General features: G+C 40.9%; 25 protein-coding genes. 18 read left to right on the top strand and 7 right to left on the bottom strand.

Going from position 1 to position 26,546, the window contains the following annotated elements; all coding sequences use genetic code 11:
* Positions 1-55: 55 nt before the first annotated feature.
* Together AM592_RS01070 and AM592_RS01075 are read right to left on the bottom strand one after the other, a co-directional pair.
* A complete protein-coding gene (locus AM592_RS01070; RefSeq protein ID WP_053602071.1) occupies positions 56-856 on the bottom strand; it encodes a TIGR03943 family putative permease subunit in 801 nt (266 codons plus the stop codon).
* Between the two features lie 14 nt (positions 857-870).
* Positions 871-1,854: a permease gene (locus AM592_RS01075; RefSeq protein ID WP_053602072.1), complete on the bottom strand. Its 984-nt coding sequence runs from the start codon at positions 1,852-1,854 to the stop codon at positions 871-873.
* Between the two features lie 176 nt (positions 1,855-2,030).
* On the opposite strand from AM592_RS01075, the gene rpmG reads away from it, so the two are divergent.
* From rpmG to rpsN, 3 genes are read left to right on the top strand one after another with little or no spacing between them, the layout of a single operon-like run.
* Positions 2,031-2,180, top strand: a complete 150-nt coding sequence (rpmG, locus tag AM592_RS23010) for a 50S ribosomal protein L33 (protein ID WP_082363634.1) — start codon at positions 2,031-2,033, stop codon at positions 2,178-2,180.
* A gap of 12 nt (positions 2,181-2,192) precedes the next feature.
* A complete protein-coding gene (locus AM592_RS01080) occupies positions 2,193-3,392 on the top strand; it encodes a GTP-binding protein (RefSeq protein WP_053602073.1) in 1,200 nt (399 codons plus the stop codon).
* 47 nt (positions 3,393-3,439) lie between these two features.
* Positions 3,440-3,709: a 30S ribosomal protein S14 gene (gene rpsN / locus AM592_RS01085; RefSeq protein WP_053602074.1), complete on the top strand. Its 270-nt coding sequence runs from the start codon at positions 3,440-3,442 to the stop codon at positions 3,707-3,709.
* A gap of 152 nt (positions 3,710-3,861) precedes the next feature.
* Here rpsN and AM592_RS01090 read toward each other — a convergent pair whose 3' ends face one another.
* Both AM592_RS01090 and AM592_RS01095 read right to left on the bottom strand, forming a co-directional pair.
* Positions 3,862-4,167, bottom strand: a complete 306-nt coding sequence (locus AM592_RS01090) for a type 2 periplasmic-binding domain-containing protein (RefSeq protein ID WP_053602075.1) — start codon at positions 4,165-4,167, stop codon at positions 3,862-3,864.
* 48 nt (positions 4,168-4,215) lie between these two features.
* Complete coding sequence (locus AM592_RS01095) at positions 4,216-5,049, bottom strand: SDR family NAD(P)-dependent oxidoreductase (protein ID WP_053602076.1); 834 nt, start codon at positions 5,047-5,049, stop codon at positions 4,216-4,218.
* Between the two features lie 108 nt (positions 5,050-5,157).
* On the opposite strand from AM592_RS01095, the gene AM592_RS01100 reads away from it, so the two are divergent.
* The 6 genes from AM592_RS01100 to opp4A all read left to right on the top strand — a co-directional run bounded on the left by AM592_RS01100 (position 5,158) and on the right by opp4A (position 12,193).
* A complete protein-coding gene (locus AM592_RS01100) occupies positions 5,158-6,132 on the top strand; it encodes a helix-turn-helix transcriptional regulator (RefSeq protein WP_053602077.1) in 975 nt (324 codons plus the stop codon).
* A gap of 390 nt (positions 6,133-6,522) precedes the next feature.
* Positions 6,523-7,542 carry an ABC transporter ATP-binding protein gene (locus tag AM592_RS01105; RefSeq protein WP_053602078.1) on the top strand — a complete coding sequence of 340 codons (1,020 nt, stop codon included), beginning with the start codon at positions 6,523-6,525 and terminating at the stop codon, positions 7,540-7,542.
* A complete protein-coding gene (locus AM592_RS01110; RefSeq protein ID WP_053602079.1) occupies positions 7,529-8,461 on the top strand; it encodes an ABC transporter ATP-binding protein in 933 nt (310 codons plus the stop codon). The genes AM592_RS01105 and AM592_RS01110 overlap by 14 nt, the downstream gene beginning before the upstream one ends.
* 5 nt (positions 8,462-8,466) lie before the next feature.
* A complete protein-coding gene (gene opp4B, locus AM592_RS01115; protein ID WP_053602080.1) occupies positions 8,467-9,432 on the top strand; it encodes an oligopeptide ABC transporter permease in 966 nt (321 codons plus the stop codon).
* Positions 9,433-9,518: 86 nt separating this feature from the next.
* The gene (locus AM592_RS01120) at positions 9,519-10,385 is read left to right on the top strand and encodes an ABC transporter permease (RefSeq protein WP_225970363.1); all 867 of its coding nucleotides are present in this window, start codon (positions 9,519-9,521) and stop codon (positions 10,383-10,385) included.
* Between the two features lie 14 nt (positions 10,386-10,399).
* Positions 10,400-12,193 (top strand): oligopeptide ABC transporter substrate-binding protein, encoded by a 1,794-nt coding sequence (gene opp4A, locus AM592_RS01125; protein WP_053602081.1) that lies wholly within the window; start codon positions 10,400-10,402, stop codon positions 12,191-12,193.
* A gap of 89 nt (positions 12,194-12,282) precedes the next feature.
* Here the strand turns inward: opp4A and AM592_RS01130 are convergent, their stop codons facing one another.
* Positions 12,283-13,140 carry a GRP family sugar transporter gene (locus AM592_RS01130; protein WP_053602082.1) on the bottom strand — a complete coding sequence of 286 codons (858 nt, stop codon included), beginning with the start codon at positions 13,138-13,140 and terminating at the stop codon, positions 12,283-12,285.
* Between the two features lie 796 nt (positions 13,141-13,936).
* Here AM592_RS01130 and AM592_RS01140 point away from each other — a divergent pair.
* The 4 genes from AM592_RS01140 to AM592_RS01155 all read left to right on the top strand — a co-directional run bounded on the left by AM592_RS01140 (position 13,937) and on the right by AM592_RS01155 (position 17,358).
* Complete coding sequence (locus AM592_RS01140; protein ID WP_053602084.1) at positions 13,937-14,713, top strand: ABC transporter ATP-binding protein; 777 nt, start codon at positions 13,937-13,939, stop codon at positions 14,711-14,713.
* 54 nt (positions 14,714-14,767) lie between these two features.
* Positions 14,768-15,595 (top strand): ABC transporter permease, encoded by an 828-nt coding sequence (locus AM592_RS01145; protein WP_053605939.1) that lies wholly within the window; start codon positions 14,768-14,770, stop codon positions 15,593-15,595.
* 24 nt (positions 15,596-15,619) lie between these two features.
* A complete protein-coding gene (locus AM592_RS01150) occupies positions 15,620-16,645 on the top strand; it encodes an ABC transporter substrate-binding protein (protein WP_098945174.1) in 1,026 nt (341 codons plus the stop codon).
* 392 nt (positions 16,646-17,037) lie between these two features.
* Entirely contained in the window at positions 17,038-17,358 is a 321-nt protein-coding gene (locus tag AM592_RS01155) for a GNAT family N-acetyltransferase (protein WP_225970313.1), read from the top strand.
* A 251-nt stretch (positions 17,359-17,609) separates the two neighbouring features.
* On the opposite strand, the gene AM592_RS01160 is transcribed toward AM592_RS01155, so the two are convergent.
* On the bottom strand, positions 17,610-18,005 hold the full coding sequence (locus AM592_RS01160) for a type II toxin-antitoxin system death-on-curing family toxin (RefSeq protein WP_053602086.1): 396 nt from the start codon (positions 18,003-18,005) through the stop codon (positions 17,610-17,612).
* A gap of 1 nt (position 18,006) precedes the next feature.
* A complete protein-coding gene (locus AM592_RS01165) occupies positions 18,007-18,270 on the bottom strand; it encodes an AbrB/MazE/SpoVT family DNA-binding domain-containing protein (RefSeq protein ID WP_053602087.1) in 264 nt (87 codons plus the stop codon).
* A gap of 288 nt (positions 18,271-18,558) precedes the next feature.
* On the opposite strand from AM592_RS01165, the gene AM592_RS01170 reads away from it, so the two are divergent.
* The 5 genes from AM592_RS01170 (at position 18,559) to AM592_RS01190 (ending at position 26,542) form a co-directional block, all read left to right on the top strand.
* Positions 18,559-18,777 carry a hypothetical protein gene (locus tag AM592_RS01170; RefSeq protein WP_053602088.1) on the top strand — a complete coding sequence of 73 codons (219 nt, stop codon included), beginning with the start codon at positions 18,559-18,561 and terminating at the stop codon, positions 18,775-18,777.
* Positions 18,778-18,966: 189 nt separating this feature from the next.
* Entirely contained in the window at positions 18,967-21,327 is a 2,361-nt protein-coding gene (locus tag AM592_RS01175; protein ID WP_053602089.1) for a polysaccharide lyase 8 family protein, read from the top strand.
* Between the two features lie 153 nt (positions 21,328-21,480).
* Positions 21,481-22,851, top strand: a complete 1,371-nt coding sequence (locus AM592_RS01180; RefSeq protein ID WP_053602090.1) for an FAD-dependent oxidoreductase — start codon at positions 21,481-21,483, stop codon at positions 22,849-22,851.
* Between the two features lie 30 nt (positions 22,852-22,881).
* A complete protein-coding gene (locus AM592_RS01185; protein ID WP_192841128.1) occupies positions 22,882-24,183 on the top strand; it encodes a citrate transporter in 1,302 nt (433 codons plus the stop codon).
* A 220-nt stretch (positions 24,184-24,403) separates the two neighbouring features.
* A complete protein-coding gene (locus AM592_RS01190) occupies positions 24,404-26,542 on the top strand; it encodes a hydantoinase/oxoprolinase family protein (RefSeq protein WP_053602091.1) in 2,139 nt (712 codons plus the stop codon).
* Positions 26,543-26,546: the final 4 nt, after the last annotated feature.

The raw sequence follows: 26,546 nt of genomic DNA on the forward strand, positions 1-26,546 counted from the left end.
TATGAATTTTCGTTAGACAAAAAAACCCTGCATACAAAGGAATTATTATTTACAATTATTCATTTTGTTCATACGTATCATAAACATAAGGTTGACTCGGGGTATCAATTTTTTCAACCGTCGGATCAACGATCACTGGAAGCTCACTGTCATTATAATGTAATACGTCGATTGTGCCTTTTACTCTGATCCATGTGTCATTTGAAAGTGATGAAAGAGAATCTCCATTTACCGCCATCCCAAATACGACGGCGTCTGCTGTGCAGCAGCTGACTCCAAAACGAGCGACAACAATCTGATCCTTTGTAAAATCAGGCTCCCGGTATACAAATCCTTCCAATTGAACTTTTTTCCCGACGAAATGCTGAAGGTTTCTCTCAATCTGATCTAATACAGGCAAGAAATTTTCATTCGTCAAGAGAATTATTTTTTTGGCTTCAAGACTTGTAAGATTAGGATCTGATGGAGGATTTCCATTGGAGGTGCTAGAGAATATCCCTTCCCCGTATTTATGTCCGCGTTTGATGGCAGCATCATTTGTTAATATATGATCGGAAAACAGGAAGCCGGTAACCAGTGGGAAAATAAACAAACTATAGACAAAGATTGAGCCGAAAATTGTTTTTGGAACGCTGTGATCGCCTGCGCAACCGCATTGGTGGGCATTCATTTCAGAACTGCTGCTAAGTATGAGAATAAAACCAAGCAATAAAAAGATAAATAATGCAATATAAACATAGATATGCATTTTAGGAGAAATAAAATTTGCGAGCTTTTCGGATACAATCAGATTGATCAACAAAAGGGCAAAACCAACAAGGATAATCCCGCGCAAACTTTCATGAAATTGCGTCACCCAAACCCCTCCAATCACTGCAAAATAATAATGGTTCCATAAACAATGACGGTTACGACAACAAGAAACGCAAGGACAAACCGGGTCTTAAAATAAGCGAACATCATAACTGTATTTTTTAAATCAAGAATAGGACCATACACTAAAAAAGCAATAATCGAACCATACGTAAATGTCGTTCCAAAGGTGGCAGCGACAAAAGCATCGGCTTCCGAGCAGAGCGAAAGGAAGTAAGCAAATGCCATCATGACAGCTGGTGCAAGAAATGAATGCCCTCCAACTGACTCTAATACGCTTCGATCAAGAAGAGTTGAAAATAAACTGGCTATAAGCGAACCGATAATTAAATAACGTCCCATATCAAAAAATTCTTCGCCCGCATGCCGGAGTACGCCTGTGAAACTTACTGAATGAGTATGAGAATGATCGTGACTGTGATGGTGGCTGCTCGGCTTTAATTGATCACTTGATCGGAATATCAAATAGATAACAGCGCCAATCACAATTGCACAAACAAACGCGACTCCCATTCGTCCATATAAAATGATGTGATTAGATTGAAAAGCAAAATAGGTTGAAGCTGCAACAATTGGATTGAGAATAGGTGCCGTTGACAAAATAACGACTCCCAAATGCAAGGGCATCCCTTTTTGAATTAACCGTCTGACGACAGGTATAATGGCACATTCGCAAACAGGAATGAGAGCTCCAACAAGAGCAGCAGGAACAAGCGCCGCAATCGGATGTTTCGGTAGGAGTTTTCGTAAGAATTTTTCAGAAATAAACAGCTGAATGAGAGAAGAAGCAAATGCGCCAAGCAAAATAAAAGGAATGGCCTCCAGCAGAATACTTAAAAAGATCGTATTTATATTTAGAAGTACAGGAGGAATTGTTCCTGGTGTAAAAAACCTGTCCCCAGTAAAAAGAAGGATAATGATAAGAACCACTAAGCTAACTCCAGTTAATTCAAGAAAAAATGCGCGAAAGTATTTTTTCATTCTTTTCCTCCCGCAAAACAGAATCATTCTTGTTTAATGACTATGGTTGTCCAGTGCAAAGTATGCATTTGAAAAAAGGAATATTATTAAATGGGGGAGGCACTTGACTTCGCAGAGCAAACTCGATATCATTTAAATCGTAATGATTACGAATTAAGAAAGGGCGAAGATGATTCATGAGAGTAAATATTACATTAGCTTGTACAGAAACCGGAGACCGTAACTATATAACGACGAAAAATAAACGAACAAACCCTGATCGTTTGGAGTTGAAAAAATATTCTCCACGTTTAAAACGATACACACTGCACCGGGAAACAAAATAAGGAGTGGGGACGATGAACAAGAGGATTCCTGTAACCGTGTTAAGCGGATATCTCGGTGCGGGTAAAACGACGTTGTTAAACCATGTTCTGCAAAACCGTGACGGGCTTAGAGTAGCTGTTATCGTTAACGATATGAGTGAGATCAATATTGATGCAGAGCTCATCAAGCAGGGCGGAGAGCTGTCGCGGACGGAGGAAAAGCTCGTTGAAATGTCAAATGGCTGCATCTGCTGTACGCTTCGCGAGGATTTGTTGATTGAGGTTGAAAAGCTCGCCAAAGACGGAAGGTTCGATTACATCGTGATTGAATCAACCGGCATCAGCGAGCCGATTCCCGTTGCTCAAACCTTTTCTTATATCGATGAAGAAATGGGAATTGACCTTACTCAATTTTGCCGGTTGGACACGATGGTTACAATGGTCGATGCCAATCGTTTTTGGGCTGATTATAAATCCGGCGATAGCCTGCTTGATCGCAAGGAGGCGGTTGGTGATAACGATCTTCGTGAAATTTCTGATCTTCTCATTGACCAAATTGAGTTCTGTGACATCCTGATTTTAAACAAGTGTGATCTCGTTTCAGAAGATAAGCTGAACCAGCTGGAAAAGGTATTGCGAACGCTGCAGCCGGAAGCGGAAATCATCCGAACATCACACGGTGTTGTTGATCCGGAGAGAATATTAAATACTCGCTTGTTTGATTTTGACAAAGCAAGCAGCTCAGCAGGCTGGCTGAAAGAACTGAATATGGGTCCTGAGCAGCATACTCCTGAAACAGAGGAGTACGGAATTTCCTCCTTTGTTTATCAAAGCCGGTTGCCGTTTCACACAGAACGCTTTTACAATTGGATTCAGACGATGCCTGATAATGTGGTCAGAGCAAAAGGAATTGCCTGGTGCGCAAGCAGAAACGACCTTTGCTTATTGATGTCACAAGCAGGAACTTCTGTTACGGTTGAACCGATTGCTTATTGGGTTGCCTCTTTGCCGAAGCTGGAGAGAGAGCAGATTATCCAGGAAGAACCGGAAATCTTAGAGGATTGGGACGCTGAATTTGGAGATCGCCATACGAAACTTGTATTTATCGGCGTAGACCTGCCGAAAGAAGAGATTATAGAAGACCTTGATAAATGCTTATTGACCGATATGGAAATGGCTCAAGACTGGTCAGCCATGACAGATCCATTCAAGTGGCAGCTGCAAAGGTCATAGCTTACAGCTTAAATCGTAATAATTCTGTTTTATAAGGAGGGATAACTTTGGCGAAAAAATCAAAAATAGTAAAAGAAAAAAAGAGACAGGCAATGGTTGCGAAATATGCAGAGCTTAGAAAAGAATTAATTGAAAAAGGCGATTACGAAGCTCTCCGCAAATTGCCGAGAGACTCTTCACCAACGAGGCTTAAGAACCGTTGTGAAATAACAGGCAGACCAAGAGGATATCTCCGCAAATTCAAAATGTCGAGGATCGCTTTCCGGGAGCTTGCCTACAAAGGCCAAATCCCCGGCGTGAAAAAATCAAGCTGGTAATTGAAGCGCACAAAGCTGTCTATATGAGAAAGCAAGATGATGGTGCAGACATACAACACCATCATCTTGCTTATTTGAGAATTGGCGATAGAACATAAAATATTAATTATCTAAGGGCTAGAGAATAACTATTTCTGATAAACCTCATTTCTTTATTGCTGACCTTCATCCAGTAATTTTTGGACTTCCTTCGCTGCTGACTGGACGGCCTGTTCAGGTGGTACAGTTGTGTCAACAAGAGCTTTTCTCATTTCATCCTCGATTTTTATTTTTATTTCTCCGTAGCCTTTCATTCCCGGTCGGGGGAAGGCATATTCCAGCTGGTCAAACGCCACGCGATACTCCGGTTGGTCATTCCACAGCTTCTTAATGCGATCTGTTTCAGCGGCTTCTTTTGTGACGGGAATATATCCGGTTAATTCACTGAATAAGGCAGCATTTGTCCACCGGCTCCGCACTCAACCAATTCCAATCCATCTGCTATTCAACTTCAATAGCAATGTCACCTATATTTCAAACGGAGGTATCACTCTGCCATCGATATCCGTAAATTGATATTCCTTAGCTAAATCTCCGGCTCTCAGAATTTGCCCGGTTTTTGAAAGGATCTGAGGGTCTCCGGCAAGAGCCGCTACTGCACGTCCGACGTAGTGTGGCGTCTCAGAACTCGCTAATTCCGTTATTTTCTGCCAATGGTCTTCATCGGTTTGAAAACTTTTCAATACGAGCTCTGTTCTCATAAATCCGGGAGATACAGCAACTACCGCAATATTATCGTTTTTTAATTCAACTGATAATCCGTAAGCCATCCGGTTTAATGCGTTTTTAGATAAATCATAATAGAAATTTCCAATATACTTATCGTGATCCCAAAAAGAGGTGTGAACAATAAGTCCCTTACGATTTTTTCGTAATAAAGGAATTGCAAAGTAGTTGGCAGTGAGCTGAGCACGTACTCCACTCGTAAACATATTGTCCCAATGTTCTAAAGGCAGCTCCCAAAAAGGAGCAGCATCGATCGATAGCTCATTGCCGCCCCACACGTTGTTAACAAGAATGTCCAGCCTGCCTTGTTCTTGATCAATCCGCTTTATCAATTCTTCAACATTTGCCGCATTTGTATGGTCACAAACTACTCCAATCCCCTTTCCGCCTGCAGCTTGTATTTCGGCTGCAGTATCCTCAATCGTTCCAGGAAAATCATGCGGAGATGATCGTTTTGTGCTCCTGCCAGTGACATAAACAACTGCTCCGGCTTTTCCTAATTCTATCGCGATTGCTTTGCCTGCTCCGCGACTTCCTCCGGTGACCAAGGCGATTTTACCTTTTAACGAATTCATGGCTTCTCATCCTTTCTCAAAAGTTAGTTCAATTATAAAGAGTTAATCTTGACATCTATTGTCATATTTTATTAACTTTATAAAAACAACGAATAAAGGAGCTGCGATATGAGAGGAGATCGGTTGATTTCAATCATTTTAAATCTGCAGAACAAAGGTCGCTTAACGACAAAGGAATTAGCAGAGCAACTAGAAGTTTCAGAACGAACCATTCACCGAGATATGGAAGCGCTTAGCAGATCAGGAATTCCAGTAGTCGCAGACCGGGGGAAACGAGGCGGCTGGCGATTACTGGACAATTATGAAACGAAATTAACAGGATTAAAGGAGACTGAAATTGGCGCTTTATTTATTGGTCCGTCACTTCATTTGCTTCATGATCTTGGGCTGGCTAATTCTTCAAAAGAAGCGAGAAATAAATTAATAGCTTCCCTTCCTTCTATCTATCGCGAGTATGCCAAAAGTGTATGGGAGCGGATCTACATTGACAACAGCACCTGGAAGGATAAAAAAGAAAAAGTTGATTCATTTGAAATATTGAAAGAAGCAATTTGGAATGACAATCAATTGAAAATCTTACACCGCAAGCCAGACGGTGAAATAAAAGAATCGAATGTTAATCCACTTGGGCTCGTTGCCAAGGGGAGTGTTTGGTATCTTATCGCATCCAGATCAGGTGTCATACGATCCTATCGTGCATCCCGAATTATGAGCGCAACTCCACTGCAAGAAACGTTTATCCGCCCAATCGAATTTAATTTAGCTGACTACTGGGAAGAATCAAAAAAAGAATTTATTGAGAAATTGCCTTCCTATCAAGTGGAAGCAGAAGCAGCACCGTCAATTATTCCACGTTTAAGATTTACTGGCCGTTTTATTCAATCTATCGAAGTAGAAGAGCTTTCGATATCAGCGTGGAAGAAGATAGCCTTTACGTTCGATACAGAAGAGGAAGCGGCGGCCTACTTACTAGGTTATGGTGACCAAATTAAAGTAAACAAACCAAAACAGCTGCAAGAAAAAATACGGAAGATGGCAGAAGCTGTTGTGGAATTATATGAAGAAATCAAAACAGATAATTAGAATACGTTCTCATTTCACCGAGGAGAAAAGACCTAAAGTGATCGGCAAGCCCTTATCTATACATATGTCTAATTATCTAATTTTCCTTTTTTTCCGAAAATTAGATACAAAATATTTTATTATTGTATATAATTATTGGAAATAGTTGAAGATTAATGGGAATAAAAGGTCACATATTACGATTAAACTTCTAAAGCTCAATTGTTTAAGCGCAAATTGAGATCCATAATCAAATTTTATGAGTTGAAAATATTTAAAAGAATTTACGCCGCTTTACATATCTTCGTTATATACCATACCTAGGAATTCTAATAAATCTCCGTTACTTTCTATCTATTGATCTAGAGTTTCACTAATCTTCTAACCTATTAAATTGACAGGAGGGTATTTATGGAAAATTCACTATTAAACATTCAAAATCTGAGTACCTCTTTCAGGATAGAAGATGATTATTACGCAGCAGTTGATGGTGTTTCATTGCATGTTCAAAAGAACGAAATTCTTGCGATTGTCGGAGAATCCGGATCTGGAAAAAGCGCACTCGCATTTTCGATCATGGGCCTGCATGGAAAAGAACGAACGAAAATTGAGGGGAAGATTAATTATAAAGGGCAGGATATTGTCCATATGGCCCCCGCTAAATTAAATAAACTTCGCGGCGCAGAGATTGGCATGATTTTTCAAGATCCGTTAACTGCCTTAAACCCTCTTATGATGATTGGCGCCCAAATTGAGGAAACAATTCTCCTTCATAAACAAATATCTAAAAAAGCAAGAAAAGAAAAAGTAATCGAGCTGTTAAATCAAGTAGGGATATCTTCACCACAGAGAGTGTATGAACAATTCCCTTATGAGCTATCCGGCGGCATGCGGCAAAGAGTAGTTATTGCGATGGCGATTGCAAACAATCCAGAATTATTGATCGCCGATGAGCCAACGACAGCTCTTGACGTGACGATTCAGTCGCAAATTCTTGATTTATTAAAAAAGCTGAAAAAAGAAATCGGTGCAGGCATTATACTCATTACACATGATTTAGGAGTCGTTGCAGAAATGGCCGATCGTGTCGCAGTAATGTATGCGGGGCAAATTGTAGAAATAGCCGGTGTTCACGCTATCTTTGAAAACCCGAAACATCCATATACAAGATCCTTGCTGAATTCGGTTCCTACTGCCAATGTAATAAAATCTAAACTCCATGTAATTCAAGGGGTGGTTCCCTCTTTACAAAATCTTCCCCGGGAAGGCTGCCGTTTTAAAGAGAGAATTCCTTGGATTGATGAACGGGCACATGAAGAAAGTCCGGAGCTACATGAAGTTGAGCCAGGTCATTTTGTTCGCTGCAAATGCTACGAGCGATTTTACTTCCCAAATAAAGAAAAGGAGGGAATTGGCCATGGCACTACTTAAAGTGGAAGATTTGAAGGTTCACTTCCCAATGCGTGGCGGATTATTCAGGAGAATTGTCGACCATGTGAAAGCGGTTGATGGGGTATCATTCTCCATTGAGCAAGGTCAGACATACGGACTTGTAGGTGAATCGGGGTCTGGAAAAACAACTACAGGACGGTCGATTATTGGATTAAACACGATTACGTCAGGCGAGATTTTGTTTGAAGGCACGAACCTAACTGCAGATAAGAAGAAAAGATTGGATGCACGTCGAGATATACAAGTGATTTTTCAAGATCCCTACTCCTCCTTAAACCCGAAAAAACGAGTGTTAGATATAGTGGCAGAGCCGCTGCGTAATTTCGAAAAACTCTCAAAAAAAGAGGAAGAATACCAGGTTCAGGAATTATTGGCGCAAGTCGGACTTAGCTCTGAAAACATGTACAAGTATCCTCACGAATTTTCCGGAGGACAGCGCCAGCGGATTGGAATTGCCCGTGCAATCGCTTTGAAGCCTAAATTAATCATCGCAGATGAACCAGTTTCTGCCCTTGATGTTTCTGTCCAGGCGCAGGTTTTGAATTTCATGCAGGAAATTCAGAAGGAATTAAAGCTTACATATTTGTTTATCAGCCATGATCTCGGGATTATCCGCCATATGTGCGACCGGATCGGAATTATGTATAAAGGCCGTTATGTAGAAGAAGGTACGAGCAAAGATATATTTGAAAATCCGCAGCATATTTATACGAAGCGTCTCGTCGCGGCAATTCCTGATATCGATCCGCGAAATCGTGAAAAGCAGCAAATGTTTCGCCAGGCAATTAAAGAAGAGTACGAGCAGTCGTATTCAAAATACTTTAATGAAAAAGGCTTGGCTTATGACTTATCACCGCTATCAAATACACATTTAGCGGCGCTGCCTGAGAAGGGGTGATTCATATGTGGAATTTTATTGTACGGCGATTTATTATCATGATCCCACAAATATTTCTGTTAAGTATTATCGTGTTTATCATGGCGCAATTCATGCCGGGGGATCCGCTTTCAGGCTTAATCGGCGACCCAGATGTCCCGCAAGAAGTGATCGAAGAAAGACGGGAAGAGCTCGGCTTGAACAACGCTTGGTACATTCAGTACAGAGATTGGATTTTCAATGCTTTGCAGGGGGATTTGGGTAAATCGTTTACCCAAAAAGTACCGGTCGTTGATTTAATAGAAAGCAGATTTTGGAATACATTTTGGCTAGCTGTGTTGTCCATTTTCTTAATCTATGTGATCGCCATTCCACTCGGCATCATTAGCGGACGATGGAGTGATACGTGGGGGGATCGATTAATTACCGGTTATACATATGTAGGGTACGCTGCCCCGCTCTTTATATTCGGACTGGTCATGCTGTTTGTCTTTGGATTCCAGCTAGGCTGGTTTCCTACTGGGGGAAGTGTTACACCGGGGCTTGAACCGGGATCATTTGAGTATTTCTTAAGCAAGGTCAATCATATGCTTTTGCCGGCATTATCCATTGCTTTAATCGGGACAGTTTCTACTGTGCAATATTTAAGAAGCGAGATCATTGATACGAAACAAAAAGACTTTGTAAGAACGGTTCGTGCAAAGGGCGCTCCGGAATCAAGGATTTATAACAAGCATATTTTCCGAAATTCCATGCTGCCGCTAGCCGCTCTCATCGGTTTTGAAATTACCACATTATTGAGTGGAACGATATTTATTGAAAGCATATTTAGTTTTCCGGGGATGGGCCAGCTGTTTTTTCAATCGATAGTAACCCGTGATTATAGCTCCGTCACTGCACTTGTTCTTCTATTCGGAGTAACAGCGATTATTGGAGCTTTAGTAGCCGATATTATCCTGAGCGTGGTCGACCCGCGAATCCGCATTAAATAGACCACAAAGCAGAGGTGATTAAAAAATTGGAGAATAAAATACTGCCTGATAGAGAAGTTTCCCATCATACAAACGCAAGTAAAAAGGTGAAGAAGTCCTATTCCAGCTGGAGAGTCTTCTGGCGAGAAATCGTGAAGGACAAAATTGCTCTTATTTCCCTTATTTTTTTACTGCTTATTTCTTTAGGGGTATATGGGATTTCCTTGTTTCTTGATCAGGATGAAATTGTAACTGTTGATTTGTTTGCAATCTATGAAGCTCCGTCATCTGAATACTGGCTGGGAACAGATTATGGCGGCCGCGATGTGTTTGGCCAATTAATCATTGGAACGAGAAATTCTTTATCAATAGGATTGCTTGTCACACTTTTAAGCGGCGTAATTGGTGTGATTGTCGGAATATCTGCCGGGTACTTTGGCGGTATGATAGATAATATTTTGATGAGAATTGTTGATTTTTTTGAAATTCTGCCGTTTTTGATGCTGGTGATTGTCTTCGTAGCTATTGTTCCACGCTACGATATTATCACATTTTCTATGATCATGATGGCGTTTCTTTGGATGAATATTGCTCGGATTATTCGTTCAAAAGCTCTGCAGGAGAAACAGCTTGATTATGTTCAAGCTTCACGGACGCTTGGAACCTCGCATCTAAAAATCATGTTTTCACAAGTGATGCCTAATGTGAGTTCACTGATCATTGTGACAATGACCTTGAACCTGGCAGGAAATATCGGCTTGGAATCTGGATTATCTTTTTTAGGATTTGGTTTTCCAGAATCTACGCCAAGTCTCGGTACACTGGTCAGTTACGCACGGAACCCTCAAGTATTGGAAATGAGATGGTGGATATGGTTACCTGCAGCAATACTTATTTTTGTATTGATGCTGTGTATAAATAATGTCGGACAAGCTCTAAAAAGGGCAGCTGACGCAAGACAAAGAAGAGGATAAAAGGGAGGAAAACAATGAAAAAGCTCTATCAGTCTAAACTGCTTCTCGTCTTACTTGCCGCATTCATGCTTTTGGTAACAGCTTGTAATAATGAAGAAGGAAGCACTGCTGAAAAAGAAGGGAAAAAGGATGATCTTCTCTCTATTGACGATTTTGCAAGTGCTAAAAAAGCGGATGGCGAAATCATAGACGGCGGTACATTAACGTACGGGCTTGTGTCAGATACTCCGTTTGAAGGGACGTTGAACTTTAATTTCTATCAAGGAACATATGATGATGAAGTTATCTCCTGGTTCGATGAATCAATATTGGATGCTGATGAAAATTACATGTATACCCAAGACGGAGCAGCAACGTTTGAAGTATCTGAGGACAAAAAAACGTTCACGTTTACCATTCGTGATAACGTCAATTGGCATGACGGCAAACCGGTTACCGCAGAGGATTGGGCTTTTGCCTTCGAAGTCCTTGGAGACCCAGACTATCCTGGAACCCGTTTTGCTGAAGCTTCAAATGTGCAAGGTTTTGAAGACTATCGCAGCGGGAAGGCAGACTCCATTTCCGGGCTGAAAATCATTGACGACAAAACGCTGCAAATAACATTCGTGGAGGCAAACCCATCATTATTAGCTAGCGGAATTTGGACGCACCCACTGCCTAAGCATATTTTTGGCGATATGAAGGTTGCAGATATGGAATCATCTCCTGAAATAAGGGAACACCCAATCGGATTTGGTCCTTTTAAAGTAGACAGTATCGTTCCAGGCGAGTCAGTTGTTTACAAAAAGAACGAGGATTACTGGCGCGGTGAGCCTAAGCTTGACGAAGTAATTCTGAAGGTTGTCAATCCTAGCGTTGTTACGAAATCTCTCCAGGATGGCGATGTTGATATTGCTGTTTATCCAACAGATCAGTATAAAGATAACGTCAAAGCATTATCAAATGTGGATTTCCTTGGGAAGATTGACTTAGCCTATACGTATATTGGCTTTAAGTTAGGAAAGTGGCAGGATAACAAAAATGTTATGGATCCAAATATGAAAATGTCAGATGTCAACTTGCGTAAAGCGATGGCTCACGCAGTTAATAACCAAGACGTCGGCGAGCAATTCTATGACGGATTGAGATGGGCCGGCACAACTGTAATACCGCCGTCACATCCCGCTTTTCATGATGATTCGAATCCAGGATTGGAATATGATCCAGAGCAGTCAAAGAAAATCCTTGATGAGAACGGATATAAAGATACGAACGGTGACGGGCTTCGGGAGGACAAAAATGGAAATGAGCTTGTCATTAACTTCGCATCGATGAGCGGCGGTGACATCGCCGAACCATTAGCAAATTACTATATACAAAAGTGGAAAGAAGTTGGCCTGAATGTGAAGTTGGTTGACGGTCGCTTATTAGAATTTAACTCCTTCTATGATCGGTTGGAAGCTGACGATAAAGCGATTGACATTTTTCAAGGAGCTTGGGGTGTCGGCAGTGACGTTGATCCGACTGGCTTATGGGGAAGCGCAGCAGCATTTAACTATACGCGCTGGACAAATGAAGAGAGTGATCAATTATTAGCAGAGGGTATATCTGAAAAAGCTTTTGACGAACAATACCGGTCAGAGGTCTATGAAAAGTGGCAGAAATTAATGACGGAGGAAATTCCGGCCTTCCCAACGCTGTACCGTTCTGAATTAACTGCGGTAAACAAGCGTGTTGCGAACTGGGATGTCAAGCCGGGCACTAAGCTTTTTAACGATAGAAGCCAGCTCGGTGTCACAGCAGAAAAGCCTGAAGTAGCAGGTCAATAATGAAAAACTCCTGTGCATTTGGCACAGGAGTTTTTTATAGATCATAGGTACGAAATCACTTCTAAATCCCAGAGTCTATGTAGACGTATTTAAGTTTTTGCTATACCAAGTAAAAATCCTGCAGTTACAATTAGAACAATTCCGATAGCAATGCAAATGAGCTGGATTTTTGTTTTCTTTTCTTTCAGGATAAATATTCCTCCAAGTGTAGCGATAACAACGCCCATTTGTGAAAGTGAAAAGCTCGTAGCTACGCCGACTCTAGGTTGAGAAATAAATAAGAACAAGTTGCCTGCTGCCCAGATTAAGCCCGGAATAATATTTCTAATTGTATACTTATTATACGGCTTGTACTTAAAGGTAAGAATAAGCGCACCGATTACCATTCCTACACCTTGAGGCATTAATGCTTGCCAACCGCTTACGTTAGCAAGCCGCATGATGATTACGTACACGAGATAACCAACTGTGGAAATGATTAAAAATATCATACCTTTTTTAAAGTCTCCGTTGCTGTCATCTTCGCCATTTTTCTTTTTCTCAATCGACGTAAGAACAGCTCCGGCTATTATAAGTAAAATTGCAATTACGCCTAGGACAATTGATCTTGTCGTATCCCATTCACCGAAAACAATTACCCCGAATAGGGAGGTTGAAATTAATTGCAATCCCGTTGAAATGGGATAAGCTTTCGACACGCCCATAATCTGTATACTCTTCAATTGGTTCGTTTGTCCAAGAGCCCAAAACAGACCGGAAATTAAGCCAATTATAAAAATGTAAGGTGTAAGATCCGGCATTGAAAAAATGTAAATAACGATGGAAAGAATCAATGCTCCGATCGTTGTCCCTAAAATTTGGCTATAGGGTCCACCGCCAAGTTTAACGTTGAATACTACAATTGTTCCCCAGAATAGGGCAGGCAGAATGGCCAAAAAGATATCCATATACTATCTATTTCCTTCCTTTTTGCGTGTTGTAGTTAAGTATTGTTATTCTTTTATCATTTCATTCAAGATAATTATTTCCTAAAAAAGCAATTGTGAATCGCTGTTATAGCGATAAGTTTTTTCCATCTTTTTCTTGCATTTGATGGCAATCTTCAACAATTCTAAACGTGAAGCATTTCCACGTTAACATTCTAAACACTCCCTTCTACAATAAGTGGTCATAAAAAGAACGAGAATATGCATCTCGTCCGCAAACTTTATAGTTATAACTAACTCCTACCCATTTCCTATTAGAATTAAAACATATTTGAGATATTAAAATTTTATCTAAATTTTTAATAATTTGTTGTGGAAGCATGACAGGGGATCTAACAGTTTGTTTGGCAGATCAGCCAGCACGTGATAATTTTTAAGCAGAAAATTCAGAAGAATTATCGTTTATTTCGGGGAGGTGGAAGAGATTATTACCATTCTGTAACAGCCGTTAAAGTTAAGTGAATTTAAGTAGGCAATGATTAAGGAATATAACAAAGTAAATCAGTTGATTTTTCAAGTTAACAAAATCGTGATATTGGCCAAGCAAAGACGGCTAAAGAATGTTATAGGAACGGTCATTCATTTAGAAAAGAAGTCGGACGAATATCGATCTGGTAAAATGATCTCATTCCTTATGAGAGCAGGACAACCGTTGGATCATAGAATATAGAAGGGTATCCCTTCCATATCTAAATCCGGCGGTTGTTTTTTTCAGTACTTTTTTAGAAAAATAACATTTTAAAAAAGGAGTGGTCATATGCATAAGTTGGAAATTGCAAATTTAAGCAAAGTTTTTCGCAAAAACGGGCAGAACTTAATTGCTCTTCAGGATACAACGATGCAAATTCCTGCTGGAAAATTTGTCAGTATTATCGGACCGAGCGGCTGCGGCAAGTCAACATTGTTCAATATGATTGCCGGATTATTAAAGCCTTCATCAGGCAGGATTTTGCTTGATGGGATAGATATTCAAGGAAAAAGCGGCTATGTCGGCTATATGCTGCAAAAGGATTTGCTGCTCCCATGGCGAACCATCTTAAACAATGTTGTGATTGGCCTGGAGATCCGTGGTGTTCCAAAAAAAGAGGCGAAAGAAAAAGCACTGCCGCTATTGAATCGTTATGGATTAAAAGGGTTCGAGCATCATTACCCAAGAGAATTGTCCGGAGGTATGAGGCAGCGGGCTGCACTGCTTCGAACCCTGCTTTACGATCAGGACGTGATATTGCTCGATGAACCATTTGGAGCGTTGGATGCCCAAACGAGATTAATGATGCAATCGTGGCTTATGGAAATTTGGAAAGACTTCAACAAAACGATTCTATTCGTGACCCATGATATTGATGAAGCGATTTATCTATCGGATGAAATCTATGTGTTTTCCCCGAGGCCAGGCCGCTTAAAAGACAAAATTGAGATTGCGATTCCAAGACCGAGAAATGATCGAACTTTGCTCCTTCCGGAATTTTTACAATATAAACAAAAACTGCTATCTATGCTGAGAGAAGAGACGCCGTATGAAGAACTCGTGTAAGGAGGGATGTGCATACCAGCAAATTCTAATCAGGTTGTTATTGCACAGAATGATATGAAGAAGAAAGAACTATTGAATGCATCAAACGAACCATTATTTGTTGAAGATGAACAAAAACAGCGGAAAAGAGAAAATCAATTGACATTGATCGGCCAAATTTTTCTTGGGATTTGCATCATTGCCGGCTGGGAAATTTTAACCCGAATGGGCGTGCTTGATCCTTACTATTGGAGCAGTCCGCTAACGATTTTTCAAACAGGAGCCATAGCTTGGACTGAAGGGACATTAGTGCAGGATTTGTTGTACACCTCGGGCGCAACCATTTTCGGTTTTGCTGCAGGAACGTTTGCAGGTGCTTTGCTGGGGCTTTCCTTTTGGTGGTCGATTCTATATTCAAAAATCACGGAGCCGTATTTAGTTGCTTTTAATGCGATTCCAAAGCTGGCTCTTGCGCCGGTCCTCGTCATTTTATTCGGCATCGGTTTTTCATCGAAGGTTGTTTTAGCATTTTTGATGACCGTTATTGTCACAGCGATTGCGGCATACAGCGGCGTTAAATCAGTTGATAAAGATTTGGAAAACATGCTTTATTCACTTGGAGCCAAGCGAAGGCACGTATTTACGATGATCGTTGTACCAAGCTCAATGCCATGGATTGTAAGCAGCTTAAAAATTAATATTGCGCTGGCGCTCGCCGGTACAATCGTTGGTGAATTTATTGCTTCCCGTCAAGGAGTCGGCAGAATGATTCTTTATGCCGGACAGATTATGAATATTGACCTCGTCTGGGTCGGAGTAATTGCCCTGTCCATCCTTTCCATTTTGATGTATCTCGGGACGGTTTGGCTTGAAAGATGGCTGCTTAAAGGAATGCGACAATAAAAAGAAAAAGTGGGGGATATGGAGATGAAACGTATCAAATGGTTGGTAAGCTGTTTGCTTGTTGCTGCTTTTCTTCTAATTGCAGGGTGCGGCTCGAATAATCAACCAGGGACAACTGAACCGGGAAATGGTGAATTGAAAAAAATCACAATCGCCGAACCCGTTCATTTAATTGGTTATCTGCCGCTTTATACAGCAATACATGAAGGCTTTTTTAAAGAGGAAGGGCTGGATGTTGAAGTCGTAACGGCTACGGGAGGCGGTCATGTAACCTCATTAGTAAGCGGTGAAGTATGGGGGAATATCGCCGGTCCAGATTCGAATCAAATGTCGAATGTAGGCAATAAAGATCCAATTGTTTCTGTCGTGAATGTGGTAAACCGGGCCAATGTGTATCTCATGTCTGCCGAGGAAGCAAACCTTGCCGATGATTCCAAGGAAGCAATGGCCGAATATTTAAAAGGAAAAACGATTGCAGCCGGACGTTTTGGGGGAAGCCCGAATTTATTAACAAGATACTTGCTTATGGATCTTGGGCTTGATCCTGAAAAAGACGTCAAGCTTGAAGAGCCGGCAGATGCCGCAGCTGTTGTTTCGCTGGTGGAAAACGGGCAGGCAGACATTGCGAACGGTGGAGAACCGCAGATTAATGAAGGGATTAAAAAAGGTGTGTGGAAGGAGCCGTTTTATAGCTTTACGAGTCTAGGGGACTATCCTTATTCCGTGATCAGTGTAAAAAAATCGACGATTGAGAAAGACCCTGAGACTGTCGCAAGCTTTGTAAAAGCAATTAAGAAAGCGTTAGCCGCAGTAGATGAAGACCATGGGCTTGCCATGGAAGTATTGAAAAAAGAATTCCCGACGACTGAGGAAGATTCATTACAGGCTTCCCTAGATCGGGCATATGCGGACAGTTTATGGAGCAAGGATGGAGTTATAACGGTGGAATCAGTTGCTAAGGTGATGGATGTGGTTGAAAAGACGGGGGTATACACAAAAGGCTACTCCTATGATGAGCTGGTAAACATGGAGTTTGTAGAAGGAAATTAAAAACTGTTCCCAACAAGGCTGGTATAAGCGAGAATGGTTTCAATGAAACTTTACATTTTGAACCGTGGTCAATTTGTCCGCGGTTCTTTTTTAAACAGTGTCATACTAGCCCATATCTGGACTAGCTCTTTTTGGGAATAAGTTATGCTGCCGAATTTTACGGTTTTGGTCACCCTTCACGGTTCAAAGGCTTTAATCCCGACATAAAAACATTTTATAGAACACCGTAAACGTGGAGATTGTAGAGATTAATTTCAAAAAGATTTAAAATAATTTAAATAGAATTCATAGGGAGGAATACACTTGAATTGGACTAAAGATGATTTCATTGTTAGTGATGATACTGCACTCATAAATATAGACGTTGTTTCACAATTACTTTCGAAAACATATTGGGCACAAACAGAACTAAAGAAACGATTACACAAAGCATTAACAATTCAATTACCTTTGGTACATATCACAAAGGAAAACAAATCGCGTTCGCTAGAGTTGTTACTGATAAATCTGTTTTTTCTTGGATTTTAGATGTTGTAGTTGATGAATCTTATAGAGGAAATGGTTTAGGTCAATGGTTAATACAATGTATTTTAGAACATCCAGAAATAAAACATACTGCATTTGCTCTAGCTACTTCAGATGCTCACGATTTTTATAAAAAGTTCAAGTTTCAAGAAAACAAATGTATGACAAGGCAATTAATAGATGATTAAAAACATATTTTACTAATAGTCTTTAATATGAATGTCGATAGGAGAGGTTTTTTGACTAAAGAGGTAAAAACATGGTGCATGCAGCTTCAATTCTTTTGAATTTATTGTAAAGTTTGTGAAGAAAAAAGGTTAAGAAGTGTCGACAATTTTATTTAAAACTATGTTTGTTAATGTTTATATTAATATTAAAAACTCTTTAGAAAATAATTTCTCAGCTAATAAAAATGCATTCCGACAATGCCGGAATGCCATTATTCCATTATTTCTTTTGAATGTTCTCGAATAATCGAAACAAGATGTTCAAACGAAATTTCTTTTTTTACAATACTAACGGTAAACTCTATTTTATCTTCTGTGGTCATTTCAAAATGATAACCATTGTACCGAAGAAAAAATGTGAGAGAAAGAAGGGCTGTGCGTTTATTAGCATTTTGAAAAGCATGATTTTGCGCTAACGATTCAAACAATGCAGCTCCTTTCTCGAATAGTGTTGGGTATGCATCCTCACCGAATGCTGATGATTGCGGACGATAAACCGCTGATTCTAACAAACTGGGTTCTTTTACGCCAATTAATTCTCCTGGGCTTAATGTTTGGATTAAATATTTATTTAAAGCAATGACTTCCTGTATGGTTAAAAACCTCATTTTATCGGTCTACCAATCCTTTTAGTGCTTCACCATGCTCTTTCATCGTTTCTTCTAATACATCGAAAAAGTCTGGGCTAATGCCATTAGGCAATTCAATTTTCCGGCTCTTACGCAAAATAATGTCACCATCTTTTTGCTCAATCTGAACGGTGTCTCCTGGTTCTAATCCTGCACCTTTTAACAATTCAAGAGGGAATGTGACCCCGTAACTCTTACCGATTTTGGTCACTTTTCTTTCCAAATCTTTCACCGCCTTAGACATATATTCTTCTCTACTTTATATTATGATTATTACCATTATAATGATTATAATACTTATAAAACAAAAATGATAGTTCGTCTCTTTTTTTATACATCAACATGGAAGAGGAAACCCTCTTTCCATGCTGATTAATTTTATAATTAATGATTATGTTTGATTTATTTACCTTTCTTGACTTCTTTTTCTGTTCACATCTCAAGGTCTGAAGATATAATACTGTATTGGAAACTATAATGTTAGTATGCTATAAGTTGGAACACTGAGGTAAAGGAATAGGGAGGCAGGTCATTGGATAAAGAGGTTTTTACGTATCGAGTAACAAAAAATAATACAGTCTTTATCGACTGGTTCGGGAAAGAAGTGAAAATTTTAAAGGGGAAAGACGCCGAAAGATTTCTTGCAAAAATGAATGCCGCCAATAATCAGAATGAGGAACAGCTTATCATGGCGGAAGTGACAGGAAATTTTAAAAGAGGGAATGAACGGCTTGGCAAGCAAAACAATTGAAAAGGAACCTCTCACAAGAAATGAAATGTGAGAGTTTTTTTATATTATAGGCATTGTTATCAATTTTCAAAACTAATGAATTATTCCGAAAAAAATTTACCAAAAACAAAATAAATATGTTAATATGAGTTATGTAGTGAGCCAAAAGTCACTATATTAAGAATGAAGTATAAAGGAGGAGAGAATGGAATGGGAAAAAAGTTCAGATTATTTGTAAGCGCTTTCTTGGTTTTCTTGATCACAGCCTCGGCAACTCTTTCCCCGGCGGTTCTGAATCAAGCAGCTGCCCAAGGTGAAAATGAGTTTGAACAGCTGCGTGGAAAATGGAAAGAAATGCTGACTGGAGGAGAAGCGTTTGATCCTTCAGACCCAGATATCGCAAATCGAATTAAGAAAATCGATGAAGCCGCTAATGAGTATTGGAACAGCATGGATAAATCTTCTGATCGAAGCGCACTTTGGACTGATCTGACAGGTACATCCAACTCCAGTTATATTACGAAAAGCTATGATCGGCTTCTTGCCATGGCCTTGGCCTTATCAACCAAAGGCTCTTCGCTTGAAAACAATGAGACTCTAAAAAATGATCTCATTCAAGCGCTCGATTGGATGTATACGTACCGCTACAATGAAAACAAGCCGCCATATAATAACTGGTGGGATTGGGAAATCGGCACGCCTCTCCGTTTAAATAACATAGTCATCCTACTTTATAGCCATCTATCCACTCAACAAATCACCAATTACATGAAAGCCGTTGAAAAATTTTCACCAACTCCTACTGGAACTGGGGCTAACAGAGTATGGAAGGTAACCGTCGTAGCCGTTAGGGGAATGATTGTTGAAGACAGCAGTAAATTGTCCAAGGCACGGGACGGTTTAAGTAACGTATTTACCTATGTAACGTCCGGTGACGGATTTTACAAAGACGGCTCCTTTATCCAGCATAATAACTTCGCATACAATGGCGGATATGGAAGATCAATGTTAGCTGACATCGCCAACGTGATGTATTTATTAAGCGATTCGACGTGGCAAATCACAGATTCCAATCAGCAGAATGTCTACAGGTGGGTTTACGATTCATTTGAGCCTCTCATCTACAAAGGGGCGATGATGGATATGGTCCGTGGAAGGGAGTTGTCAAGACACTACGCAGAGGATCATGTCGTCGGGCACGAAACGATTCAAGCGATAATCAGGCTTGCTCAATCTGCTTCTGAATCCAATTCTCTTGTTTATAAAGAAATGGTCAAGTCATGGATCAAAGAGGATACTCATCTGGATTTTGTGAAGAATACACCATCTATCAATATGATTCAGCTAGCAAAATCGATTGTCAACGATCCTGCGATTGGATCTAGAAAAATCATAAAATATCAGCAATTCTCCAGTATGGACCGGGCAGTTCTAGTTCGAGATAAATTTGCCTTTGGGATAAGTATGTCCTCTGCACGTATTGCAAACTATGAATCCATTAATGGAGAGAATTTGAAGGGATGGTATACAGGCGAGGGCATGACATATTTATATAACAATGATACCGCACAATACAGCGATGGGTATTGGCCGACTGTAAATCCTTACCGATTGCCGGGCACAACCGTGGATACTCGGCAGCGAACGAATTCGTCAGGACATGCGTATGCAAGTTCAAAACGATGGGTTGGCGGAACGGAAATGCAGGGAACCTACGGTGTTTCAGGGATGACTTTAGATGCCTACAATAGCACGCTTGATGCCAAGAAATCATGGTTTATGTTCGATGACGAAATCGTAGCTGTAGGATCGGGAATTACAAGCACGGATCAGCGTACGATCGAAACGATAATCGAAAACAGAAAGCTTAAAAATTCAGGTGATAATACGCTTATCGTGAATGGATATAAGAAGCCTGCTGCTACAGGGTGGACAGAGAAGATGGATAAGGTTCGATGGGCTTATTTATCTGGAAATGTTGAAAGCGCTAACATTGGATATTATTTCCCTGACCAGCCAACTATTAAAGGACTGCGGGAATCAAGAACTGGGGCGTGGAGCCAGATTGACAGCCGCAGCGGAATCCCAACGGAATCGATTACTCGCAACTATTTAAATTTATGGTTTGATCACGGGGTAAACCCTACAAATCAAAAGTACTCGTACGTGCTTCTACCCAATATGACGTCAACGTCAGTACTCGATTATTCTTGCAAGCCTGAAATCAGTATCGTAGAAAACTCTGCGGATGCCCATGCTGTCAAAGAGAAGACCCTGAATTTGATTGGTATAAATTTTTGGAATGACAAGGTCAAAACAGTCGGAGGAATTACAAGCGATAAGAAAGCCTCTGTGATGGTCAGGGAAACAGAAAGTCAGCTGGAAGTATCTGTATCTGATCCGACGCAAATCAACACAGGCGTTATTAATATTGAAATTGATAAAAGCGTTAATGGAATTTTAAGAGTAGATGAAGGAATTGATGTGAATCAAGCGAGACCAACGATTAAGCTGTCGGTAAATGTGAATCAAGCGAAAGGCAAGACGTTCAAAGCAGTGTTTAATAAATAGCGGCACGATGCGGATTCAACACACTCTGACTTGTTCAGAAAATTATTTTCATAATAAGTGACTATTTTTGAAAATAATTTACTGAAAGCCTTTACATTTTTGCAAAAAAATGATACCTTTATTTTGAAATCATATAGAAAGTTGGGGTGTGTGATGAGAAATTATGATGTAGTCATTGTAGGAGGGGGAATCTCGGGAGCAGTTGCAGGAATCGCTGCTGCACGACTCGGGGAAAAGGTATTAATTATTGAGTCCAACGGGTTTCTTGGAGGTATGCTGACAGCCGCGGGTGTAGGTCCGATGATGACGTTTCATGCCGGTGAAAAACAAGCAATTCAAGGGATAACAGATGAAATGATTCAAAGGCTAAAAACGATCGGAAAATCTGTCGGCCACATCGAAGATTTGACGAACTATACGTATTCAGTAACTCCATTTGACGCCGAGGCGATGAAGCATGAGCTTGAGGTTATGCTGATTGAAAGCGGCGGGGAAATTTTATACCATACCGCCCTTGCCGAAGTGATTAAAGAAGGGAATAAAATCACCAAGCTAAAAGTTTGCAATAAAGCAGGAATCTCTGAAATCAGCGGAAAAGTATTTATCGATGCTTCAGGAGACGGTGATCTGGCAGCATGGGCCGGCGTTACCTTTACAAAAGGCCGTGAGACAGACGGGGCATCACAGCCGATGACATTAAAAATGAAGGTAAGAAATGTAGATATTGATAGAGTGAAAGAATATATTCGAGAGCATCCTGAAAACTTTACGAGAGTTCCAGATAACCTCGATCAGTTAAACAAAGTAGAGCGGCTTTCAGTCGTTGGCTATTTAAAAGAGTTTAAAGAGGCGAAAGAAAAAGGGGAAATTTCAATCCCACGTGAGGACGTCCTGTTTTTTGAAACGAACAATCCCGGCGAAGTCATCTTCAACACGACAAGAATATTGGGATGTGACAGTACTGATCCATGGAGCTTAAGCAAAGCTGAAATTGAAGGAAGAAAGCAGTGCCGCGAGCTGGAGCATTTTATGAAAAAGTATATGGTTGGCTTTGAGAATGCAGTCGTTGTAACGACAGGTCCACGCATCGGCGTAAGAAGCTCGCGACAAATTGTAGGCGCTTACACGTTGACTGCTGAGGATCTTCTTCAGCAAAAGAAGTTTGAGGATGTCATCGCCCATTCCGGTTATCCGATCGATATCCATAGCCCTGACGGAGAAGGGACTTCCCATGGCAAATTAGAATGGGGTGGAATGTACGGGATTCCGTATCGCTGCCTGATCACTAATGATATTGACAACTTACTAGTTGTGGGAAGATGTCTTTCAGCAACGTTTGAAGCACAAGCCGGAGTCAGGACAACACCAACAGCAGGTGCGATCGGCCATGCAGGAGGTGTAGCGGCAGCTTTAGCGGCGAAAGGGAACATCGGAGTGCAGGAGATTGATATCCCAAACCTCCAACAAACATTGATAACGCAAGGAGCTTATTTAGAGGTAGAACCTCCAGTAAAATCAAATTAAAAATTAATATGAAGACGAGGAGAATGAACAATGACAGCTCTTCAAATTACACAAACTGTAGGAATATTATTGGTATTTGTTGTGTTTGTCGGCTTGATGATGACGAGAAAGCTTCCAACCTTGCTTGCCCTGCCTATTATGGCTGTGCTATTTGGCATCATTGCCGGAGTGCCGTTTATCAGCAGTGATGTAGAAGCTTATACGATATCTTCTACTATTTTAGCAGCAGGTTCTATGAAGCTATCAACTGCGATTGCAGGATTGATTTTCGGGGCCTGGTTTGGTCAGATCTTAAATAAAGTCGGAGTCACAAAAACAATTATTCGCAAAGCAGCTGAGCTTGCTGGTGACAAACCGCTTGCGATGGCGATTGTGTTTTTCATAGCAGCGTCTGTCATCTTTTCTGCTGCGAGCGGATTGGGAATGGTTATTTTAGTAGGCACGATTATCATTCCTATCATGCTTACAGCAGGGATATCACCATTTGTCAGCGCACTAGTCGTATTATTAGCCAATGGAGTTGGGGTTACCTTCAACGTTGCTACTTGGGCGGTTTACAAAGATGTGCTGAATTTGTCAACGGATGTCATTGCCAGCTTTACACTGATTCCGGCAATCCCGCTGATTGTCATTGCTCTCATTATGATTGTTTATAATATCAAAAAAGAAAGCGGTTACAGAAGAGCTTGGTCGATGCCTTTAGAGCCGGAAGGTCCTAAGGCCGCTCCAAAAAATGTACGGGCGATTGCGCTAGTAAGCCCGCTTGTTCCTGTTCTATTAGTTTTTCTATTCAAAGTTGATATCGTCCCGGCAGTGTTTGTCGGTGGAATTGCTACATTGATTTTGGCTACACCGAAACGACCTATCCATATTTTATCGAGTGCTCTCGTTGAAGGGATTCAAGAGGTTGCCGGTGCGGTCGGGCTGATGATGGGAATTGGAATGCTATTAAACGCAGTTACTGCTCCACAGGTTTCAGCGTTAATCCAGCCGCTTATCGGAAATATTTTGCCAACTAGCCCATTTGGTTTTATTTTATTCTTTACGCTTCTTTCTCCGTTAGCGATTTACCGCGGTCCGTTAAATGTATGGGGGCTGGGCAGCGGAATTGCAGCATTGATGGTAACGTCAGGAATGTCGGCAATTGCGGTTATGCTTGCCTTGCGTATTGTCAGCAATCTTCAGGCAGTCTGTGATCCAACCAACTCGCACAACGTGTGGCTGGCTGATTTTACAAAAACAGATATTATCGGAATTCTGAGAAAAACGATTCTGTGGTTAGTCGTAGCGGTATTGATCTCACTTGCGATCGCAATTCCATTTGCTTTTTAACTAATATAAATACGAAAAAAGCACGGAAATGAAGGATGTTTCTCGTGCTTTATCCCGCATTAACGGGCGGTAAGCCCCCCATTCTAAGTTTAAGAGAGAATCGATAGATTAAGTAGGGGATCAACTGCCCGTAAAAGCCCGATTAGTTCAACTAACTATCAGTGGGGATGAAAAAAACCCCACTGAAAGAAGTTTCACTTTTATCCCAGGAGGAGAAACAATGTCCACAAAAAAAGTACGAATAGGCATAGATGTCGGCGGAACTTTTACTGATGCTACGGTTATTGACAACGACACATTTGAGTTAATTTCAAAGCTGAAAATTCCTACCACCCATCATCATGAGACTGGGGTTGCAAGCGGAATTGTGACGATCATTAATCAGATTTTGGAAGAAAATCAAATTCATCCGGATGATGTTATTTTTATCGCACACGGCACGACCCAGGCTACTAACGCGCTTTTAGAAGGTGATGTTGCCAGAGTCGGCATCGTTGGAATGGGAACGGGCATGGATGCAAGAAGCGCCAAATCAGAAACGTTGGTGGAAGACTTGGAGCTTGCGCCTGGAAAATACCTGAAAACATTTCACACCTTTATTGATACAAAAGAACTAACTGAGAGTAAAATTGAAGAAGCGATCGATTTACTCGCCGGACAAGGTGCCGAGGTAATTGTCGCTTCAGAGGCTTACAGTGTTGACGATCCGTCAAATGAATTGAAAGTGATCGACCTGGCGAAAAAGAAAGGGTTATACGCAACGGGCGGACACGAGATTTCACAATTGTACGGCCTTAAGGTCCGCACAAGAACAGCAGTCGTTAATGCCAGCTTAATCCCTAAAATGATGGAAACCGCCAATATGACTGAGAAAGCAGTCAAGGATGCCGGGATTAAATCGCAGCTGATGATTATGCGCTGCGACGGTGGTGTCATGAGTATTGATGAAGTGAGAAAACGCCCTATACTAACAATGCTGTCCGGTCTTGCCGCAGGAGTTGCCGGGGCACTCATGTACGAAAAAGTGTCGGACGGAATCTTCTTTGAAGTAGGGGGGACTTCCGTCGATATATCTGTCATTAAAAACGGGAAAGTTATGATTAAAAATGCCCAGGTTGGCGGCCATAAAACGTATTTGCAATCCTTGGACGTCCGCACTTTGGGAGTTGCCGGAGGAAGCATGATCCGGATCGACGGCGGCCGCATTACCGATGTTGGTCCGAGAAGCGCCCATATTGCCGGGATTGAATATGAATGCTTTGCGGATCCGAGTTTAATTGAAAGTCCGAATCTAAAGCTGATAAGCCCAAGAGAAGGTGATCCGGATTACGCCATCATCGAATGTGCAGGCGGGAAGCCCTATTCGCTTACTCTCGCCGGAGCTGCCAATCTTTTAGGCTTCATACCTGAGGATGACTATGCTAAAGGCAATTATGAAAGCGCAAAGAAAGCTTGGAAGCCTTTGGCTGACAGCTTAGGGATTACAATTGAAGAAGCGGCAGAGCAAGTGATGAGAATTGCTGTTGAAAAAGTCATGAAAGTAGTAAAAGAAATGATTTTTGATTATGAGCTTGATGAAAATTTCATTTTGCTCGTAGGCGGCGGTGGAAGCGGTGCAGTATTAATTCCGGCGATGGCAGAGTATGAACGATACAATTGGAAAATCGCTAAAAATGCTCCGTATATTTCAACGATTGGTGTCGGAATGGCGATGGTAAGAGAACAAATCGAAAAAACGGTTATTGCTCCTACCGAAGAGGATGTCATGAAAATGAGAACCGAAATAATCGAACGAATCGTAAAAATGGGTGCAGAGGAAAGTACAGTCGATGTGACGATTGAAATCGATGCACAGAAAAACATTTTACGGGCGATCGCAACAGGTTCAACTGAACTCCGCTCAAAGGACTTAGCTGCAAATCAAGTTGATGAGAACGAATTGAAAAAAATAGCTGCTGAATCGATTAATCAAAAAAATGTTCAATTGCGATACAAAACAGGAAGATGGAATTTGTTTGAGGCCAAGGAAGAAAAGAAGGTTTTCTTAGGGCTGTTTAAATCGAAAAAAAGCTTTGTCAGCATTTTGGATCGCGAAGGAGTCGTCCGTTTTAAACAGGCGAATGCGCATCACTTGTTTTTTCCGAAAAATGAGTTAGCCACATCGTTTGATGAATTTTTGGATGAGCAAACCATATATTCCGATGCCAATGCCACGATTCCGAAAGTATTCATATTCTTTAAAGAAAAAATGATTGACTTATCAGGCTTGCAAACAAAAGAGCATTTAATGAAAATGATCGATGTCGAAACAAAATACTTGGATGGTGAGAGCGAAATCATCGCGATCACTTATCAATGAGGAG

Origin of the sequence: Bacillus gobiensis (assembly GCF_001278705.1) — a bacterium.
Taxonomy (GTDB): Bacteria; Bacillota; Bacilli; order Bacillales; family Bacillaceae; genus Bacillus; species Bacillus gobiensis.

Bases quoted from the DNA above. Each gene is read 5' to 3' on its own strand.
- AM592_RS01130 (WP_053602082.1), bottom strand. From the start codon at position 13,140: ATGGATATCTTTTTGGCCATTCTGCCTGCCCTATTCTGGGGAACAATT.
- AM592_RS01095 (WP_053602076.1), bottom strand. From the start codon at position 5,049: ATGAATTCGTTAAAAGGTAAAATCGCCTTGGTCACCGGAGGAAGTCGC.
- AM592_RS01110 (WP_053602079.1), top strand. From the start codon at position 7,529: ATGGCACTACTTAAAGTGGAAGATTTGAAGGTTCACTTCCCAATGCGT.
- AM592_RS01080 (WP_053602073.1), top strand. From the start codon at position 2,193: ATGAACAAGAGGATTCCTGTAACCGTGTTAAGCGGATATCTCGGTGCG.
- AM592_RS01175 (WP_053602089.1), top strand. From the start codon at position 18,967: ATGGGAAAAAAGTTCAGATTATTTGTAAGCGCTTTCTTGGTTTTCTTG.
- AM592_RS01140 (WP_053602084.1), top strand. From the start codon at position 13,937: ATGCATAAGTTGGAAATTGCAAATTTAAGCAAAGTTTTTCGCAAAAAC.
- AM592_RS01165 (WP_053602087.1), bottom strand. From the start codon at position 18,270: ATGTCTAAGGCGGTGAAAGATTTGGAAAGAAAAGTGACCAAAATCGGT.
- AM592_RS01160 (WP_053602086.1), bottom strand. From the start codon at position 18,005: ATGAGGTTTTTAACCATACAGGAAGTCATTGCTTTAAATAAATATTTA.
- AM592_RS01145 (WP_053605939.1), top strand. From the start codon at position 14,768: ATGAAGAAGAAAGAACTATTGAATGCATCAAACGAACCATTATTTGTT.
- AM592_RS01075 (WP_053602072.1), bottom strand. From the start codon at position 1,854: ATGAAAAAATACTTTCGCGCATTTTTTCTTGAATTAACTGGAGTTAGC.
- AM592_RS01185 (WP_192841128.1), top strand. From the start codon at position 22,882: ATGACAGCTCTTCAAATTACACAAACTGTAGGAATATTATTGGTATTT.
- AM592_RS01150 (WP_098945174.1), top strand. From the start codon at position 15,620: ATGAAACGTATCAAATGGTTGGTAAGCTGTTTGCTTGTTGCTGCTTTT.
- AM592_RS01190 (WP_053602091.1), top strand. From the start codon at position 24,404: ATGTCCACAAAAAAAGTACGAATAGGCATAGATGTCGGCGGAACTTTT.
- AM592_RS01180 (WP_053602090.1), top strand. From the start codon at position 21,481: ATGAGAAATTATGATGTAGTCATTGTAGGAGGGGGAATCTCGGGAGCA.
- opp4B (WP_053602080.1), top strand. From the start codon at position 8,467: ATGTGGAATTTTATTGTACGGCGATTTATTATCATGATCCCACAAATA.
- opp4A (WP_053602081.1), top strand. From the start codon at position 10,400: ATGAAAAAGCTCTATCAGTCTAAACTGCTTCTCGTCTTACTTGCCGCA.
- AM592_RS01105 (WP_053602078.1), top strand. From the start codon at position 6,523: ATGGAAAATTCACTATTAAACATTCAAAATCTGAGTACCTCTTTCAGG.
- AM592_RS01100 (WP_053602077.1), top strand. From the start codon at position 5,158: ATGAGAGGAGATCGGTTGATTTCAATCATTTTAAATCTGCAGAACAAA.
- rpmG (WP_082363634.1), top strand. From the start codon at position 2,031: ATGAGAGTAAATATTACATTAGCTTGTACAGAAACCGGAGACCGTAAC.